Here is a 17,992-nt window from a genome sequence, read left to right on the forward strand (position 1 = left end):
TAAAAATAGCGCATGCTAGTCTTTTTATCGAGGAAGCTTAATTTGTTTATTTTCTCTTGATTCTTTGTATAAAACGATTGTGCTTCCAATTACTTGAACGATTTCAGCACGTGCACCTTTTGCAAGTTCTTCCGCAACCTCACGGCGATCAAATTCACAGTTTTGTAATACACTTACTTTAAATAACTCACGAGCTTCTAAAGTATCTGCGATTTGTTTAATCATATTTTCATTTACTCCGCCTTTTCCTACTTGAAAAATTGGTGTTAAATGATGTGCTTGTGCACGTAAAAATCTTTTTTGTTTTCCTGTTAACATATATGTTAGCCTCCAAGCTTTTCTATAACTAATTGTTTCATTCTCTCGATATTTGGCGTGCGTCCTGTCCACATTTCAAATGCAAGTGCTCCTTGATAAACAAACATATCAATACCATTTTGAATGATTGCACCTTGCTCTTTTGCCTCACATAAAATTTTCGTTTCAAATGGATTATAAATTATATCTGATACAATCGTTCCTTTTTTTAACGAACAAATTTGTAATGGCGTATGTTCTACGTGTGGATGCATACCTATCGTTGTCGTCTGAATGATAATATCATAATTTCCTTGTTCTTCTGTCGCTTTTTCTAACGACAAAGCAACAGAATTAACATCGGCCGTACGTGCAGCAATAAGTTCCTTTGCCTTATCTACTGTACGATTGGCTACATCAATCTCTTTTACACCTACATCAGCAAGAGAAAAATAAATAGCTCGGCTAGCACCACCTGAACCAAGTAACAAAATACGTTTCCCTTGAAGTGGTTCATTACTAATTGACTGCAGCGCTCGAACAAAACCAATCCCGTCTGTGTTATAGCCAATTAATCTTCCATCCTTATGAACCACTGTATTTACTGCACCGATTTTCCTTGCCAATGGGTCAATCTCATCCAAATACTCCATAATAGCAACCTTGTGCGGAGTTGTTACATTAAATCCTGAAATACCTAATGCTTTTAAACCTCTTACTGCTTCCCCTAGCAATTCCTCTTCAACAAGGAACGCATGATAATGGGCATCCATATTCAAGTGTTCAAATGCATCGTTATGCATAACGGGTGATAATGAATGTCCAATTGGATTTCCGATTACACCATATAATTGTTTCATAAATCCCTCTCCATATTAAATTAAAGATTTACGTAGTGAAACACTTACTCCTTTTGGTACGTGTGCAACAATTTTTGCTCCTGGTTCGTTCACAGTAACCCATCCTAATCCAGAGAATACAACATCCGTTTTAGGTTCACGAATATTAAATTCGTATTTCACTAGCTCAGGCATATTTGCTAATTCTTCTGGCGTTGGTGGGCTTAGTAAATCCCCGGCATGATTTTTATATAATTCATCTGCTTTCTCAAGCTTTGTACGATGGATTGTTAAGCGATTCGAGAAGTGACAAGTAAATGCACGACGACCACCACTTACATAATCAAAACGTGCCAATCCACTAAAGAATAACGTTTGTTCTTCATTTAATTGGAATACCATCGGCTTAATTTCTTTTGTTGGTGTAATAAGCTTTAAGCTTTGCTTTCCAACATAATGAGCCATTTGGTGGTGGTTAATAATACCTGGCGTATCATATAAAGAAGACTCTTCGTCCAATGGAATATCAATTAAATCAAGTGTTGTTCCTGGGAAATGAGATGTTGTAATCACATTTTCAGTCTCATCACTAAATTCTTTAATCATACGATTAATAAATGTCGATTTCCCTACATTCGTACATCCAACAACATAAACATCTTTGCCGCCGCGATAATACTCAATAGCATCTGCTAGTTCAGCGATTCCTTGTCCCTTCGCTGCACTAATTAAAAAGACATCTTCTGGTTTTAATCCTAGCTGCTTTGCACTATAGCGCATCCAATGTTTTACTTTATCATGTTTTACTGACTTTGGAATTAAATCAGCTTTATTTCCAACAAGTAATACTTTATTATTCCCTACGAAACGATGTAAGCCAGGTAACCAGCTACCATTAAAATCAAAAATATCTACAATTTTGACTACTAATGCATCTGATTTTCCAATTCCATTTAAAATGCGTAGGAAGTCATCATCTGTTAACGATACATCTTGAATTTCATTGTAATGCTTCAAGCGAAAACAACGTTGACAAATAACTTGTTCTTTCTCTAAAGATGAGGCAGGAGCATACCCCACTTCGTTTTTATTTTCTGTTTGAATTTCTACACCGCAACCAATACATTTAATTGTTTCAGTCAAACTTTATTCCTCCCAGTTAATTAAACCTTTTTTCTTCATATTTTTCATAATTCTTCGTTCAATTTTTCGATTAAAGCGCGTTACTAATCCGTCCGTTTGTGCTACCGGTACAACTAAAATTGTATGAAGGCCTACTCGGTTGCCACCAAGCACGTCCGTCAGTAACTGATCTCCAATTACTACAACTTCATCTGGCTGCAAACGCATCTCTTGTATCGCACGCTTAAATGCGCGAACAAATGGTTTACGTGCACTATGAATAAATGGAATACCTAATGGATCAGCAAAATCTTTTACACGTTGCTCATTATTATTTGAAACGACCGTTACTTGAATGCCTTGCTCTTTCATTTCCAAGAACCATTTTTCAAGTTGCGGTGTTGCATTGGGACGATCCCATTCAATTAAAGTGTTATCTAAGTCAGTAATAACGCCTTTAATCCCACGTTTTTTTAAATCTTCTGGTTGAACATGATATACATTTTTCACATATTCATTTGGTAAAAATAGTTTCAATTTCTTTCACCTCTTTGAGGATTTTTCATAAAATTTTTCGACAACATTTTTCGATATATAACCTGTGGATAAAATTGTACACATTTTCCACATTAATTTTTCAGTTAATTTGGAATTTACTAACAAACTATACACACTTTATCCACCTAGGTATGTGGATAACCACTCGTTTGTGACTGTCATATTTTTTTGGTACATTAAATGCATCAACGAATCAATCCTTATATTATTAGGAGGTGACTCACCTTGAAAACAAAACATATGGAACAGTTATCCACTGAGTTACTCACTGAGTCTTATTATAAAGCAAAAGAACTAAAATTAAATCCCGACTTCATTTTACTTATAAAACAAGAAATCATTAGACGCTCATTAGAGGACAAGCTTGTCAAATCATCTTGATTACATATAAAGTGAAAGTTTAATCAGCCCTTACCAATTAAACAGTTAAAGGATAATTTATTGGATGCCCTGTAAAAAGAGCCATCCTACGATGGCTCTCGAATAAACAAGTACTCCCATCTAGGGGATTTCATCATTAAGTATCTTTGCCCATAACTCTTACTTACGGTTATAAAAGCTTTTCTTTATTTATGAGCTAAGCGAGTAGCTATTTTTTGACCAAGACGAAGCTCTTGTCCACTCTTTAATTCCTGCACTACTTCTATCATATCTTTTTCAAACAATAACACAACTGTTGAACCAAATGTAAAGTATGCCATTTCTTCACCTTTTTGAACAGTGTCTCTCTCATGCAAAAGCTCAATACTATTAACAAACATGGCACCTACTTTTACAAGAGCCATATGCTCGCCATCACTGCTTACTTCTGTAACAGAACGATAATTTTTTGACAGTGGTTCTTTCCCGTATTCCATACCAGCTGCATTTACCGGATATGATTTTCTACCGAGTACAAATCTTTCAGTCACAGAACCAGAAAGCGGACTATGAATGCGATGATAATGACTTGGACTCAAATAAATTACCATATATGTACCGCCTGCGTATCGCGTTGCACGTTCTTCATTACCTAGCATATCCACAATTGAATAGCGCTTTCCTTTAATATCAAATGTTTTTGTATCCTCAATAGGACCTTGATCTGCAAAAACACCATCAACAGGACTAACGATACTCGATGCATCTGTATCAATACTACGCTTTCCTTCTTTTAGCTTACGCGTAAATAATTCATGCAATGTTCTATATTCCTTCAAACCCTTTTCCATCTCATCTTGATTAATTTGAAAAACTTTCGCATACGATGGAATAATGATAGAGCTCAAACGAGATTGTGCAAATTTACGTAATATATAAGAAGTAAAGCGACCATTTGTAAGTTCTATCATAAGTCGATATAATGTACGTCGCAAATTGCGAAACCCCCTAATCAGTCTATAACTTTAGTTTTCCCTTCTTTTCTTTCTATATCATATGTAAAATTGGTTCTTATTCCCACATATCATATAAAGCAGCCTTATTATACATACAGAAAACTAAGTATGGTATTATTCTTAAATTATTTAGCACCTTCTAATATTACAGATAGAATCCGTCATTTTCAACAGTGAACATGTATTTCTTCTTAGCATAACGCGTTTTCTTTTCTTATTTACAATAAGAAAAGCAGCCCATTTTAAATATGGCTGCTTCTAATACACTTTACTCTTTCGCTTTTTTCTCTTTCTCTGCCCTTACAAACTCGTGGAACATTTTCATTAAAGCACGCTTTTCAATCCGTGATACGTAGCTTCTAGAAATACCAAGCGCCTTAGCGATTTCCCGCTGTGTTTTCTCCTTATCTAGCCCAAGTCCAAAACGTTTCACAATCACTTCTTTTTCTCTTTCGTCTAAAATATCGATATACTCTTTAATTTTTTCTAACTCCATACTAAGCTGAATCATATCAATTACATCTTCAGACTCTGATTTTAATATATCAATAAGCGATATTTCATTGCCCTCTTTATCTTGCCCGATCGGATCATGAAGTGAAACATCTTTTTTCGTTTTCTTTAGTACACGTAAATGCATCAAAATTTCATTTTCAATACAGCGTGCTGCATACGTCGCAAGCTTCGTTCCCTTTCCAGCAGAATAGCTCTCGATCGCTTTAATGAGCCCGATCGTACCAATTGAAATTAAATCTTCTGCATCTTCTCCTGTGTTCTCAAATTTTTTAACGATATGAGCTACAAGCCGTAAATTATGTTCAATTAAAAGATTTCTCGCTTGAGCATCACCTTGCTCCATTAACTCTAAGTACTTTCTCTCATCATCTGATGATAACGGCTGCGGGAACGCATTATTCTTCACATAAGAAACAAAGACAAACACTTCTCGAACCATATATCCAATTGCGGCGAATAGACTCAAACCTTTCACCTCCGCCAAAATAGTGGTCTTTATTATGTGTATGTGGGCGTGAGGTTGTTTGTGTCTGTACAGTTTATTTATAAAACTCAACACTTCCAACATTTAAAATAATTTATTGTTATATTATAATTATATAAAATTGTTATTTATATATGAATATGCTATTAAAGGGGACATTATTCATGATTACATTAGAACGATTATTAAATGTAACAATTTATTTAGGAGTATTTTTACTTTTCATTTCGTTCATTACTTTTGTTATTAAAAGAGGGCCTGATTTATTATTTTTTCAATTTGGAATTTCTTTATTTTTTGGAGCTCAAATTATAACTGGAATAAAATTTTTTCATAACTATGGTTTCTCGTTTCACTCAAAACTAGAACTACTTATCTTTATTTTCTATGTAATTGGAATTATTACATGTATACTATTGTTCTTTCATTTTCAAAATCTGTATCGAATTTTTTTATTAATTTGTAGTTTTTTATTTTTAACTGGATCCAATTATTACTTTAAAGAAACATTAAATTTTAGTAAAAAAATTCCAAAGCAACATAAAACTTTTTTAAGTACACAAGAAGACTCTTTTCCAAAAGAAGTCCGTAAATTTTCAGAGGATTACAATAACATAATAAGGAATGACTTTTATGAAATACCGATGATTCCTACTGAATTACAGATTACAAGCAAAAAAGATTCTTCCCATAGTACATCTTTCTTAGTTGAACTTCATAATAGCGAGAATGAAATTACTGATGACTCTGTACAATTAACTCCATCAGACCGTTTTTATGTGCTGTTAAATACACAAAAAACAAAAATATCAAAAATAGTATATGAAGGGCAGAATTTTTTCACATTTACAGTCACACTAAAGGCTCTTAATTTACAGCAAGAACCAGAAATTCATAATATGTTTTTAGAAATAGATAAACGTAGAGCGATAAATCTTCTTAATTTTGAAATTAAAGCCCATACTAAAGAATGGAAAGTAATATTTAAAAGTGATAGTTCTCATTCCAATCTTCCTATCACATTTACTTTTGAAAAGCGAACAGGCAAATTATAAAAATAAAAAGAGTTATTTTCTTTGAAAAATAACTCTTTTTATTTTACTTACTCCAAATCTTTCTCCCAGTTTGGGCATCAATATAACGAATTTCCCGACTACAATCAAAAGGTTCTTTATATTTTTCATCTGTCGTTTGTTTGTACAGTAGTTTGTATTTCGTTTCCTCTGCATCATGATCTACAAACCATTCTAATTTAACTCTGATAGCCTCTCTGTATATTTCTAACGCATTTTCTTTTGTTACTTTTGGTGTTGTTTCATATGTAAGTAATTTTTTTATAAAGTTGCTAGACTCCCCCGAGTAGTGCATAACAGCACCATTTTCTGCATTGATGTTGATCATAAATTGGTTATACTCTGCCGGAATATCATTTATATATACAGAAAAGATAAATCTTTCAATCCCATCTTCTGCTTCTTCACGTTCCTCCCAAAGACGCAGATATTGTTTGATATCTGGAATAACTCGTTCTAAAAATTGAAGTGCTTTTTGTAAACATTCCTCTCTAGACAGTATTTGCTTTACTTCTTTATCATCTATCAGTTTTATAAAACCAGTTAATTCATTGGTTAATTTATCAATTGTAACGCTAACTAAATTATTATATTTCAACAACGGTAAATGCTTGTTAAAGAATTCATTCATTAAATACGGATTCTTTTCTTCTTTCTGTTTTTGTAATTCCTCTTTCGGAACAAATTTCATCCTTATTTCATCATCATTTTCCGTCTCATCTACTTTTGTAAAACCTTCTTTATTCCAGTCAAATAAATCGAATACATCATCTTGTTGGCTACCTTTTCTCGATTTTCCAACAGCTACAGCCGAAGACAATTTATAATGATCTGGCTCATATAAATCTTTACCTGTACTTGCATCAATAAACGCATGACTAGGCTCTGGTTCATATACAAGATGGTACCCTTTTACTTCTTCCCCGCTTTCATACTCACATGAAGAGTATGTTAAATCTATAAATACAAGTCTCATATCTTGTCTAGCTTTCAAATTTTCTAAAACGATATTCTCCTCAACAATTTCACTTGGCCATAACGGTTTTTTCTCTATAGCTTTTTGTCCATTGTAATGAAATTGCACAACATTACCTGAAGGGTTCACTCGCACAACGCACCCTGTATTCGGCAATGGATAGCTATTCACTTCTTGCATATAATTTACTTCTTTCCAACCACGCCTGTCGTCCTTAACCGTTACATATGTATAGAATTCATATCCTTCTTTTGTATATTTTTTCAAGAACGCATTTGCAATCTCTCTTGCCTTCTTCTCCTCTATCGCTTCCTTACCACTTGAAAAAGAATTTTCATCATCTATCCTAAACTCAATTAAATTACCAGTATGTCTATTCAATGTAATTTGTATCGTTCTCTCCTGATCCTCTTTATGCTCCCACCATAATAGATGATACGGGTCATCAACCCCTTCTTGATCATCTACAACAAGACTATATTCATCTGGAATGTTAATAATATGAGCCACTCGCTCTTTTCTTTCTTTATCTTTTTGATTCATCATACCGCTCCCTTTATTACATTTTAAGGTAATTATAACAAACAAAACCAAAGAACTATAAAAAAAAGACTAGAGATATCTCTAGTCTTTTACTTCGTCTCACGATGTAACGTTACTCGCTTTAATCGTGGACAATATTTTTTTAGTTCGATGCGTTCTGGATTGTTTCGTTTATTTTTTTTAGAAATGTAATTACGATCGCCGCACTCCGTACAAGCTAATGTAATATTTACACGCATATTTAATTCTCCTTTCTTTCAAAGATTGCAACTAAAACGTAATGATTACGATTTATATATTATAAAACTTCATTCTATTTGTCAATTGCAAAAACAAGAAGATTCCATTTAGAATCCCCTTGTTTTTTATAGTTAAATAAATTTTGTCCCGCATTAACGGGCAGTAAGACCCCCACTGATTTAAAGTTTCACTTTATTAAAACGATTCGTATGTAACAAATTCACTAATCGGCTTTCGATATCCTCGTGGGCGAGTTTTAGTCATATCACTTTTTCCTATCGTAATCATTAAAACAGGTACTATATGCTCTGGCATATTTAATTCACTTTGTACTGCTTTTTCATCGAAACCAATCATTGGACATGTATCATAGCCATAATATTTAGCTGCGTACATAAAAGTCATCGCGCTTAACGAAGCATTTCTAATCGCTTCATCCTCCATGAAACGCTCTCCTTTTCCTTCATATAAACCTTTCGTTTGCCTAATTGTATCTTCATATTCACATTCATCAATCATTTTTAAAACTTTCATACCGAAGTAAATATTTTCAACATTTTGGTATGCTTTTTTATCACCACAAACGAGCACTACCGCTGATGCACTCGATACTTTATATTGACCGAAAGCTAATTCTTTTAATCTTTCTTTTCGCTCTTGATCACGAATTACAACATAATGTGTGTGCTGCAAATTATAGCAAGATGGAGAAAGCTTAGTTAACTCAAATATTTTTTTAAAATCCTCATCCGGGATTTCTATACCTTGTATAAATTTCATTGCAGAACGTCTAGCAATTGCTAATTCTTCAAAGTTCACCATATATCCTCCTCAATAACTATAAATTTAAATATACATTAATTTATAAAAATAGATAAATCAAATAAAAACACTTTAAATCCGAATAATAATTATGATTAACAGCAAAAAAGACAAAAAGCTGAAACAATTAGTTCATACGAAATTCACACGAATCTATTACTATAGAAACTGTACATAGTGAACTTATTAACAATCATGTTTATTAATATAAAATCTTACTCGAAAGGAGTTGAAAGTATGAAAACTAAATATCGCTTTATGATCTCATCATTTGCTGCTTGCGCTTATATGATTTGGTATTTAGTATAATAACGACCTCACTTGCAAATAGGAAAAGGTGTGTATATAAATGGAATATAATCAATCAACAGTTAACTACTGGAAAGCTTTTGTATTACCATATACATTTGCTTTAGAAGAGTTAAAAACTAAATTTGAAATTATGAACCGGGAAGCTCAATTTCTAGAGGATTACAACCCGTTTGAACATATAAAAACAAGACTAAAACAACCTGAAAGTATTATTAAAAAACTAGAGCGCAAAAACTTATTACCAACAGTTGAAAATGCTCAAACACATTTACAAGATATTATTGGTATTCGTATTACATGTTGCTTCGTAGAAGATATCTATCATTTGAAAGAAGTCATTCAAAAACGCGAAGATATGGAAGTCATAGAAGTAAAAGATTATATCGCTAACCCAAAACGAAACGGATATAAAAGTTTACACATGATCATTAAATACCCTTTATCACTAAATTCTGGTACAAAAGATGTATTTGCAGAAATTCAGTTACGTACACTGGCAATGGACTTTTGGGCAAGTTTAGAACACAAACTTTATTATAAATATGAAGGGAAAATACCGGAGTATTTAAAAGATGAACTACATGATGCAGCAATGAAAGCTGAAGATCTGGATAATAAAATGGCCACAATTCGTCAAGATATTGATGATATTGAGGCATGTTCAAATCAAATTATGCTACCACTATAAAAAAAGGTTCTCGCCAATGAGAACCTTTTTTCTATCATTTTTGGGAAGTACGACTCCACACTTATTAAAGTTTCACTTTATTTTTTCTCTATCGTTCGAACCTCTTCAATCTTCCATTTATCATCTTCTTTCCCAAGAGCATACTGTACTTTCTTTTGAAGAGTGATACTGTCGTCTACTTCCTTTTCTTTCGTTTCAACAATAACATACCCTACTTTACTAACTTTCATATCTATATGTTCCAATTCAATTTTCTTATTTCCCTTTTGAAATGCGGCTTCTTTTTGTGTTTTTAAGTCTTCAGCACTAGGCATCTTCTTTGAAAATAACTCCATATGTTCTGCAAGATTTTTTTCATTCGTCGTTCGCACAAATGTATGAATAACATCTTGAATAGATCTCTCTTCTTCTTTTGTTATTTGTACCTTTTCCTCAGTTTTTTTAGTAGTAGATTTTTGTTCTACGTTATTCTCTTCTTGTTGACATCCAACTAGTAATACTACAAACACTAGAAGGAATCTTAATTTCCTAAATAACTTTTTCATATTCCCAACTCCTAAAAAGAAAAGTGAGGCATTTCGCCTCACTTTCGCTCTTAATTAGCGTCTTCCTTTATTCGGATCGCCACCGCCAACAATATCAAAGACACGTTTCGCTATATTTGTATTCTCTTGAACGCCAGAGAACAAGTATTTACCTGGACCAAATGCATATACGTTCACATCTTCCCCTGTATGTCCACCCGTTGTCCAGCCTGTAACCGAGCGCTTATTGAAAATATCTTCAATTGCATTATCAATCTTTGTTACATCTTTTGACGGAGCTATATCATTTACAGCTTGAATTTCTTCTGGAGTTAATTGTAAATCAATATACTTTTTCAATGTTTCTTCTACATTTGCACCTTTTGCAATCTCATTTGCCATAAAGTCTGGTGTGCGCTTTGCAGCTTTAATTGGTTCTACTTTAAAGTTATACTCGCCATTGGCACCTAAAGATAAGCCACCAGTAGCGTGATCTGCCGTTGCAACAACTAACGTATTTTTATCTTTTTTCGCAAACTCAATCGCTGCTTTGAAAGCTTTTTCGAAGTCTTCCATTTCACTCATTGCACCAACAATATCATTATCATGTCCAGCCCAGTCGATTTGACTTCCTTCCACCATTAAGAAGAAACCATTTTTATTTTTGTTCAAACGCTCAATTGCTGCATTAGTCATTTCTTCTAATGAAGGTGTTTTCTCATTACGGTCAATCATTTTATCTAATCCACCTGGTGCAAATAAACCAAGAATTTGGTCATTTTTATCATTTAACAATTGATCTCGATCCGTTACATAGCTATAACCAGATTTCTTAAACTCTTCTGTAAGATTACGATCTTTTCTAACAAAGTTCTTTACGCCGCCGCCAAGCATAACATCTACTTTATGCTTCCCTTTAATCTTCTCATCAAAATAATCATTTGCAATTGCGTCCATATTTTTACGGCTAATGTCATGCGCACCGAAAGCAGCTGGTGTTGCATGTGTAATTTCAGAAGTTGCAACGAGTCCCGTTGATTTCCCTTTTTCTTTCGCTTGCTCAAGAACTGTTTTCACTTCCGCTTTATCATTATCAACTGCAATTGCAGCATTATATGTTTTAATCCCTGCTGACATAGCTGTTGCTGCCGATGCAGAGTCTGTAATATTTTCATGTTCATCTTCTGGGTATGTTTTTTGTGTTCCTACAAGATGCTTATCAAATTCTGTAGATTCCATTTCAAAGGTTTTTGGATTATCTTTCATATAACGGTGAGCCGTCATATATGAAGGACCCATACCATCCCCAATTAATACGATAACATTTTTAATCTTTGCATTGCTTCCGTTCTCATCTGCATTAACCTCACTAGAACGAGTAAAATTCCATGTTGCTACCGAAGTAACTGCTAATGATGCCACAACTGCAAATGGCCATGCTTTTTTCACAAACTTTTTCACTGTCTTGTCCCCCTAATTAGGTTATTCATTTCCCACTATCAAATTTAATGGAAGACTATTAAGAGAAAATTAGCTGTATGTAAATTTTTTGTTAACTTATGTAAATATCAGTTATAATTTGTATAACTTTGTCTTTTTGTATCAATCATCCCGCCCTTTACAATTTAAATATAAACAAGTTGGATTTCATTTAACGTAAATCTCTTTTTTTACATTTTGACTCTATTTTTATGAAAATAAATAGAAATGCGGTGAGCCTTTATGAAAATAGTAAAGCTAAATGAGTCTTTTATTTTTGAATTACTTAATCTTTGCAAATCTGTTGGATGGTTACACGATGAAATTTTTATGAAAAAACAATTCGAAATGTATCTTTCTATCGGCACACTTGTAGGTTACATTCATGAAAACAAACTCATTGCGACTGGAGGAGTATTTCCCTTTCCAAGTAACTTCGCTTCCATTGGTATGTTAATCGTTCACCCTAATTTTCAAGGACGCGGATTAGGGCGCATGTTGCTAAATCATTGCTTGGAACAAATTCATCCAAAACAACCCATTGCACTTATTGCGACAAAAGCTGGCGAACCTCTATACACATCATGTGGATTTCAAACAGCAACAACGATTCATCGTTTTGAAAAGCAGACTATTAAGACGTATCCTTCTCACTTACAACAAGTACAAGAAGAAGACCTTATATCTCTTACTTCTCTGGATCAAATTGCAACTGGTATGAATCGTTCTCTACTTTACTCTTTGCTATTACCAAGGGCCGTATACTCTTTTAAAATTGAAAGAAATAACTGTATAGAAGCTATTTCATTATGCATACAAAAGGGCAATATATTATGTATCAATCCACTTATCGCCAAGCAAGAAGAAGATGCTATCCAATTATTAAAAAAGATATGTGAATGTTGGAATGGTATAGTACGAATTGATGTTCCACACTCACAATTTACATTTCGTCAATTTCTTCAAACAGAAAATTTCCAAGAAACGCTCCTTTCACCTCTTATGATAAAAAATGGTAGCCAACTTCCTGGAAATCGTAATATGCTATTTGCTATGATAGATACAGCGTTATGTTAGAAAGGAGACACCTAATTGAAGCGATTTAGCTATTTTATGGTAGGTTGTCTTACTCTTACACTATTAGTAGGATGTAGTGCAGCAGAAAAGCCAGTAGAACAAGTAAAACAAGTTAAAAATACAATTACAGCGAAACTAGCTACCGAGGAAAAAATGGTAGAAATAGATGGTCAAACCATTTACTTTAAAAAGATTGGTAATGAAAAACCACCTTTACTTATGATTCATGGCTTTGGAGGGTCATCAGATGGTTTTCAAAAGATTTACTCCGATTTAGCAAAAGATCATACAATTATTTCTGTAGATGCTTTAGGATTCGGGCGCTCATCTAAGCCAATGGATTTTTATTATTCTTTTCCAACTCATGCAAATTTGTATTATAAATTAATGAAAAAACTAGGGTATGATTCATTCGCAATACTGGGGCATTCCATGGGGGGAGAAATTTCTCTAAATTTAACATATTTATATCCTGAAGCAGTTTCTCACCTTATTTTAACTGATGCTACAGGTGGCCCTCATACATTCGTTAATAAACAAGGCTCACCAAAACCACAATTGTCGACTGATTTAAATGCCGTTTCTTCTATTACAGATTATGATGAAAGCAAAGTGAAATTCAAACGTAATGATGAAGAGCATTATAATAAAATGAAATTATGGCCTAGACGTCTTAAAATTAATGCAAATGAAATAAAACAGCCAACTTTAATTATATGGGGCAGAAATGATAGTAGCGTTTCCTGGAAAGAAGGAGAAACGTATCATCAATTCTTAAAAAATAGCACTTTACATATTATTGAAAAAGGTTATCATGCACCATTTCGCCAAGAACCACAAGAATTTGTCGGGTATGTAAAAGATTTCTTTAAGAACAATCCGATTAAAGTTGAAAAATAACATAAACGGGTATCTCAAAATGAGATACCCGTTTTCATATATTAAGCAGCTTGCTTTTGGCGTTTTGGAGTTTTTGATCCTAATACTTTCGGGATAACGAAGCCATCCATTCCAAATTTCCCAGCGTTCATACCGGAAACAAGAACAAACATAGATAAGATAACCATCTCAGGGTTCACACCAATTGACCCACTAAACATATAGGAAAAGTTCATTACAAGACCAAAAAAGACCGCTGTTTTTGTTAAACAGCCTACAATTAAACCAATTCCGACTAAAATTTCTCCCCATGTTACAAGTGTATTAAACAAATCTACATTTGGAATTGCAAATTCTTGTAAGAATGATGCCCACCAAGATTGAACAGCCGGTTGTGCACCTTTAGATTTTTCAATTGCCCCTTGCAAATAACCTGTTGCATCGAATCCTTTTCCTTGTAGTTTACCGATTCCAGCCATTAACCATGTGTAACCAAGATATACTCGAATTACTGCTAATGCAAAAGAAACTGCTTTGTTTTCTCTTAAAAATTGAATAACCATATCTTCCTCCTAAAGTTGTAATTAAGTTAGTTACAGATAATATAATAACATTAGTTACTTATTTTTCAAACGTTAATTATGAATAATCTGTGACATGCGTATGAAACATTAAAAACTAACGTTTATATAGTAACTTTTATTACCTGTAAAAACTTGAACATATCATACCACAAGTGATAACCATTTTCATTGAAAAAAATGTAAAAAAAATGTGAGTTAAATGTGAAACACGTTTATTCGAATATAGAATAAACGTGTTTCACACTAATTATAGAATCGAAATGTATGTGTCTCCTCATCAATTAAACTCGCTTCTTGAAAGGCTTCTTCTAACGTTTTCCCATGGTTAATAACCCCATAAAATAAGTGTATAGTAAACATAAGTGCTGCATTTCCATCTACATAATCAATCGATCCAATATATGATTTCGCACCACTATGTAAAAAAGATTTTGCTAGATTTTGCTCCCCTAACGTGCACCCGCTATTTACAATATGTGTATTATGCAATTTTGCATATTTATAAATTTCTTCTGTACCAAAATACCCTCTCGGTTCATCTTGTTCATATACTTCTTCGCCTAACTCTTCCATGACAAACTTCCCTTCTTCACCATGAAAGCAAAAAATAATATAATTAATATCGTTAAATAAGTTCCTTCCAGAAAGAACTTCCACAAAATCTTTCGGTCTACCAATCCAATATGTCACAACCCTTGCACCAAAATATTCAAGAGATGCTCGGATTGATTGCGCCTCTAAATCCGAATTAAAACCAACTACTAATGCAATATTCAACATACAACCCCCATCCTATAATCAGCCCTTATCAATCAGAATTTTATGGGATAAATCCATTTCATATATGCCCGTTTCTTTCAAAAAATCTGATCTAGTTAAAACGACTTTCTGTAAATATTGCCTATATGCTGTAATTGTTCCATCGTGAGATACAATGCAAATTCTTTCCGCACCCAGTTCATAACACCAAAGAAGAAATTTATCTATTATTTGCTGAAAACTATTCTCTGAAATAGTGTTTATACCTTCCTTCCATAACTGATTATTTGAGCTTTTCTCTATCGAAAAATGCGGAAATAACTTTGTTATCATTCCCTGATCTACTATATAATCGCACGGTAATGTTCTCGCTTCTTCTCGATAAGGAAAAATACGCGGAGATACATATGGATGAACGATTTTTTGACAAGCAACTTTCGCACTCCATATTGTCGCCGTTTGCAAAGTTCTAAGTGTAGGACTAGCAATTAATATATCCGCCTCTTGTAATGGCACATTGCATTGAAGTAATTTAGCCTGATTCCTTCCTTCATCCGTCAATGGCGGATGAAGCACTTTTAAACTTGATGGCAAATCCCTTGTATGTTCTCCTTCCCCGTGCCGAACAAAGACGATTTTCATCCCCTTCCTCCTCTCATTATGAAATCCTCTTACATATTTCTTCCCTATCTCATACTTTATTCCTGCTATATGAAAAACTGATATGTAAAACACTTTTTACAAGGGAGAAGTGAATCAAAAAATATAAAATGGATAACCATCTTAATTGGAATGATTATATGGGGATACATAAATGGATTTTTTAGTAGTGATAAAGTGAAACTTTAATCCGTGGGGGTTTTGTTCATCCCCCCACGGATTATTAGTTGAACCAATCGGGCTTTTACGGACAGTTGATCCCCACCTAACTTCTTTGCCTCCGCTGAATTTTGAGGTGGGGGTCTTACTGCCCGTTAATGCGGGATAAAACTGCTAATCCTTGGATTACAGATGATGAACGTGAAACAAAAATTAAGCAAAAAGCAATTACGGCAAGCTGGTCCGGTGTTTTTATGTTTTGTACCATTAGCCTCTTAAATAAATGGTTAGGTTTAAGCACAAATGATAACTCACCGTACTTACCAGACCCTATCGCAGCTATTTTAAAGGCAAATGTAGAGTTACAAGTTTTACTCATGCTATTTGTTATGTATGGAATATTTTACTTACATTATCGAAGAAAATTAAGTGCCTAACTTCTAACTCATGATTATCCTCCTAAATGGTTATAGTAATCATGACAAAATGAAAGGAGAGATATAAACATGAGTAACTCGAATGAATTTTTAGATACACTACATGAAAAACAAGCAAAAGATGAACAAAATAGAAAGCGCCAAGGGAACGGAAACCCAGCGAAAAAAAAGCCAAATAAAACACATAAATAACAGTAAAAAACTGCCTAAAACAATCTTTTAGGCAGTTTTTTATTCTTCTTTCACCGAGATAACATTTCCCCAATTCCATTTCTCATAATACCACGCTGGTACATCTATATTTTCAATCCACTTCTTTTCCTGCTTCCGATCTTTATGAGCAAGCCATACATCCGCTTTCTTACGGTCTGAACGTATCCAAATTAATTGATTACTCTTCTTCATGAAGATCGGGTGGTAATCCCCTTGCTTGTTCGTTTTCTTTGTGATTTGATGCTGTGCATTACTTGTACTATCGACCTCATATAAAGATGGTAGTGGCCTTTTTTCTGGTGGAGTTTCTATCCCTGCCTCTTTTGCTCGTGAAACGATAATTACTCTATCGTTCTTCCATACAAAATCCCAATCAACATATCCTTTCAGCGTAAATATGTTCTGCTGAAGTGCTGGCAATTCCTTTACTTTTAAATGTTTATTTTCTAATGCAACTCTTCCGCTCCCTTCAATATAAGCTAATATATTTTTTGATGGTGCCCATTGAAACCATTGTGCGTTTAATAACATTTGATCTACTTTTTCAAACCGACTGCCGTTTGCACGAACTAAGCAAAGCGTATTACTATCAACTGACCATGAAGCTGTCGGTACTGCTAAAAATGAAATCCACTTTTGATCTGGTGACCACTTAAAGCCACTTGCTACTAGCGCTAGGAAATCATCGTGTTCATTTGGCAATGCATACAAATGCTTCATTTTGTGAGGATTCATATGTGCATCTTTTTGCACTTCATATAGCTGAGCCCCTGTCCATCCTGTTGGAAGTAAGTGCGCTTCAGAGGATACAAGAAAGTTCTTTCCATCGGGGTACCATGCATAATCCCCTACACCAGCCGATACATTTTCAAAATCTGCATTCTTTTTTTCTACATCAAATGTATGTAATGTACCTGTAAATATAAATGCAATTATATTTTCTGTTGGTGACCATTGATAATTCGATGCTTCTGAGTGAAACGGCGTAACTTTCTTTCCATCTTTCAGCCGATATAACTCAAGAATATTTTGTTTCTCCCCTTTTACATATGCCAGCCATTCTCCATCATGTGACCACTTTGGCCCTGTTATGTTCTCTCCTTTTGTAAGTTGTTTTTCTTTCCCATCAACTTTAATCCAAAGGTTATGATGACGAATAAAAGCAACTTTCACACTATTATTTTCTGCGCTAGTAATAGCGATAGAACATAAAAACATAAACAACACTACACTACCACTTACTATTAGCCTTTTCATACCATCACTCCATTTCCCTCATAGCATTCCTCACTTTCTTCCTACAATATGTGAAAAATATCGATTCGACATAATCAGAAAAAATTCCCCAAGAAATTTTCAATTCATAGAGGATTGG

22 protein-coding genes and 1 pseudogene are annotated in these 17,992 nt (G+C 33.9%); 8 read left to right on the forward strand and 15 right to left on the reverse strand.

The annotated features are described in order from the left end of the window. Positions 1 to 24: 24 nt before the first annotated feature. Genes yhbY through V7S45_RS21260 form a run of 4 tightly spaced genes read right to left on the reverse strand, consistent with a single transcriptional unit; the run spans position 25 to position 2,795 of the window. The gene (yhbY, locus tag V7S45_RS21245; RefSeq protein ID WP_000955224.1) at positions 25 to 318 is read right to left on the reverse strand and encodes a ribosome assembly RNA-binding protein YhbY; all 294 of its coding nucleotides are present in this window, start codon (positions 316 to 318) and stop codon (positions 25 to 27) included. Between the two features lie 5 nt (positions 319 to 323). Then, positions 324 to 1,157 (reverse strand): shikimate dehydrogenase, encoded by an 834-nt coding sequence (gene aroE, locus V7S45_RS21250; RefSeq protein WP_000812076.1) that lies wholly within the window; start codon positions 1,155 to 1,157, stop codon positions 324 to 326. 15 nt (positions 1,158 to 1,172) lie between these two features. Next, the gene (gene yqeH, locus V7S45_RS21255; RefSeq protein WP_000140799.1) at positions 1,173 to 2,279 is read right to left on the reverse strand and encodes a ribosome biogenesis GTPase YqeH; all 1,107 of its coding nucleotides are present in this window, start codon (positions 2,277 to 2,279) and stop codon (positions 1,173 to 1,175) included. A 3-nt stretch (positions 2,280 to 2,282) separates the two neighbouring features. Then, a complete protein-coding gene (locus V7S45_RS21260) occupies positions 2,283 to 2,795 on the reverse strand; it encodes a YqeG family HAD IIIA-type phosphatase (RefSeq protein WP_000765314.1) in 513 nt (170 codons plus the stop codon). Positions 2,796 to 3,041: 246 nt separating this feature from the next. Here V7S45_RS21260 and V7S45_RS21265 point away from each other — a divergent pair, with 246 nt between their 5' ends. Further along, positions 3,042 to 3,197 carry a sporulation histidine kinase inhibitor Sda gene (locus V7S45_RS21265; protein ID WP_000850094.1) on the forward strand — a complete coding sequence of 52 codons (156 nt, stop codon included), beginning with the start codon at positions 3,042 to 3,044 and terminating at the stop codon, positions 3,195 to 3,197. 185 nt (positions 3,198 to 3,382) lie between these two features. Here V7S45_RS21265 and V7S45_RS21270 read toward each other — a convergent pair whose 3' ends face one another. After that, a complete protein-coding gene (locus V7S45_RS21270; RefSeq protein ID WP_001255003.1) occupies positions 3,383 to 4,171 on the reverse strand; it encodes a phosphatidylserine decarboxylase in 789 nt (262 codons plus the stop codon). Positions 4,172 to 4,460: 289 nt separating this feature from the next. Further along, positions 4,461 to 5,174, reverse strand: coding sequence for an RNA polymerase sporulation sigma factor SigK (sigK, locus tag V7S45_RS21275; RefSeq protein WP_000051382.1), 714 nt, complete (start codon positions 5,172 to 5,174; stop codon positions 4,461 to 4,463). 152 nt (positions 5,175 to 5,326) lie between these two features. Between sigK and V7S45_RS21280 the strand changes: the two genes are divergently transcribed. Then, on the forward strand, positions 5,327 to 6,247 hold the full coding sequence (locus V7S45_RS21280) for a hypothetical protein (RefSeq protein ID WP_002198192.1): 921 nt from the start codon (positions 5,327 to 5,329) through the stop codon (positions 6,245 to 6,247). Between the two features lie 43 nt (positions 6,248 to 6,290). Here the strand turns inward: V7S45_RS21280 and V7S45_RS21285 are convergent, their stop codons facing one another. The 3 genes from V7S45_RS21285 to V7S45_RS21295 form a co-directional block, all read right to left on the reverse strand. Next, positions 6,291 to 7,784, reverse strand: a complete 1,494-nt coding sequence (locus V7S45_RS21285) for a YcdB/YcdC domain-containing protein (protein WP_342761466.1) — start codon at positions 7,782 to 7,784, stop codon at positions 6,291 to 6,293. An 89-nt stretch (positions 7,785 to 7,873) separates the two neighbouring features. Then, positions 7,874 to 8,023 carry a 50S ribosomal protein L33 gene (gene rpmG / locus V7S45_RS21290; RefSeq protein ID WP_001265617.1) on the reverse strand — a complete coding sequence of 50 codons (150 nt, stop codon included), beginning with the start codon at positions 8,021 to 8,023 and terminating at the stop codon, positions 7,874 to 7,876. A gap of 196 nt (positions 8,024 to 8,219) precedes the next feature. Next, positions 8,220 to 8,846, reverse strand: coding sequence for a nitroreductase family protein (locus V7S45_RS21295; protein ID WP_025686879.1), 627 nt, complete (start codon positions 8,844 to 8,846; stop codon positions 8,220 to 8,222). A gap of 349 nt (positions 8,847 to 9,195) precedes the next feature. Between V7S45_RS21295 and V7S45_RS21300 the strand changes: the two genes are divergently transcribed. Then, positions 9,196 to 9,846 carry a GTP pyrophosphokinase family protein gene (locus tag V7S45_RS21300; RefSeq protein ID WP_000456219.1) on the forward strand — a complete coding sequence of 217 codons (651 nt, stop codon included), beginning with the start codon at positions 9,196 to 9,198 and terminating at the stop codon, positions 9,844 to 9,846. Positions 9,847 to 9,923: 77 nt separating this feature from the next. Here the strand turns inward: V7S45_RS21300 and V7S45_RS21305 are convergent, their stop codons facing one another. Then, positions 9,924 to 10,391, reverse strand: coding sequence for a hypothetical protein (locus V7S45_RS21305; RefSeq protein WP_000732795.1), 468 nt, complete (start codon positions 10,389 to 10,391; stop codon positions 9,924 to 9,926). A 54-nt stretch (positions 10,392 to 10,445) separates the two neighbouring features. After that, the gene (locus V7S45_RS21310; RefSeq protein WP_000714913.1) at positions 10,446 to 11,831 is read right to left on the reverse strand and encodes an alkaline phosphatase; all 1,386 of its coding nucleotides are present in this window, start codon (positions 11,829 to 11,831) and stop codon (positions 10,446 to 10,448) included. A gap of 261 nt (positions 11,832 to 12,092) precedes the next feature. On the opposite strand from V7S45_RS21310, the gene V7S45_RS21315 reads away from it, so the two are divergent. Beyond that, positions 12,093 to 12,926: a GNAT family N-acetyltransferase gene (locus V7S45_RS21315; RefSeq protein ID WP_025686966.1), complete on the forward strand. Its 834-nt coding sequence runs from the start codon at positions 12,093 to 12,095 to the stop codon at positions 12,924 to 12,926. A gap of 15 nt (positions 12,927 to 12,941) precedes the next feature. After that, the gene (locus V7S45_RS21320) at positions 12,942 to 13,826 is read left to right on the forward strand and encodes an alpha/beta hydrolase (RefSeq protein ID WP_000819807.1); all 885 of its coding nucleotides are present in this window, start codon (positions 12,942 to 12,944) and stop codon (positions 13,824 to 13,826) included. A 41-nt stretch (positions 13,827 to 13,867) separates the two neighbouring features. Here the strand turns inward: V7S45_RS21320 and V7S45_RS21325 are convergent, their stop codons facing one another. The 3 genes from V7S45_RS21325 to V7S45_RS21335 all read right to left on the reverse strand — a co-directional run bounded on the left by V7S45_RS21325 (position 13,868) and on the right by V7S45_RS21335 (position 15,790). Beyond that, positions 13,868 to 14,368, reverse strand: a complete 501-nt coding sequence (locus V7S45_RS21325) for a DoxX family protein (RefSeq protein WP_000236592.1) — start codon at positions 14,366 to 14,368, stop codon at positions 13,868 to 13,870. A gap of 264 nt (positions 14,369 to 14,632) precedes the next feature. Continuing rightward, positions 14,633 to 15,169: a hypothetical protein gene (locus V7S45_RS21330; protein ID WP_025686965.1), complete on the reverse strand. Its 537-nt coding sequence runs from the start codon at positions 15,167 to 15,169 to the stop codon at positions 14,633 to 14,635. A gap of 18 nt (positions 15,170 to 15,187) precedes the next feature. After that, positions 15,188 to 15,790: a histidine phosphatase family protein gene (locus V7S45_RS21335; protein ID WP_025686964.1), complete on the reverse strand. Its 603-nt coding sequence runs from the start codon at positions 15,788 to 15,790 to the stop codon at positions 15,188 to 15,190. 123 nt (positions 15,791 to 15,913) lie between these two features. Between V7S45_RS21335 and V7S45_RS21340 the strand changes: the two are divergent. The 3 genes and pseudogenes from V7S45_RS21340 to V7S45_RS21350 form a co-directional block, all read left to right on the forward strand. Then, positions 15,914 to 15,985: pseudogene (locus V7S45_RS21340) on the forward strand (phosphoglycerate mutase); the annotation flags it as partial. 140 nt (positions 15,986 to 16,125) lie between these two features. Further along, positions 16,126 to 16,404, forward strand: coding sequence for a hypothetical protein (locus tag V7S45_RS21345; protein WP_002026353.1), 279 nt, complete (start codon positions 16,126 to 16,128; stop codon positions 16,402 to 16,404). Positions 16,405 to 16,473: 69 nt separating this feature from the next. Further along, positions 16,474 to 16,596 (forward strand): DUF4023 domain-containing protein, encoded by a 123-nt coding sequence (locus V7S45_RS21350; protein WP_000071866.1) that lies wholly within the window; start codon positions 16,474 to 16,476, stop codon positions 16,594 to 16,596. Positions 16,597 to 16,635: 39 nt separating this feature from the next. Here the strand turns inward: V7S45_RS21350 and V7S45_RS21355 are convergent, their stop codons facing one another. Next, positions 16,636 to 17,874, reverse strand: a complete 1,239-nt coding sequence (locus V7S45_RS21355; RefSeq protein WP_025686963.1) for a PD40 domain-containing protein — start codon at positions 17,872 to 17,874, stop codon at positions 16,636 to 16,638. Between the last annotated feature and the right edge of the window lie 118 nt (positions 17,875 to 17,992).

This window comes from Bacillus sp. BR3(2024), assembly GCF_039134555.1.
Classification (GTDB): Bacteria; Bacillota; Bacilli; order Bacillales; family Bacillaceae_G; genus Bacillus_A; species Bacillus_A cereus.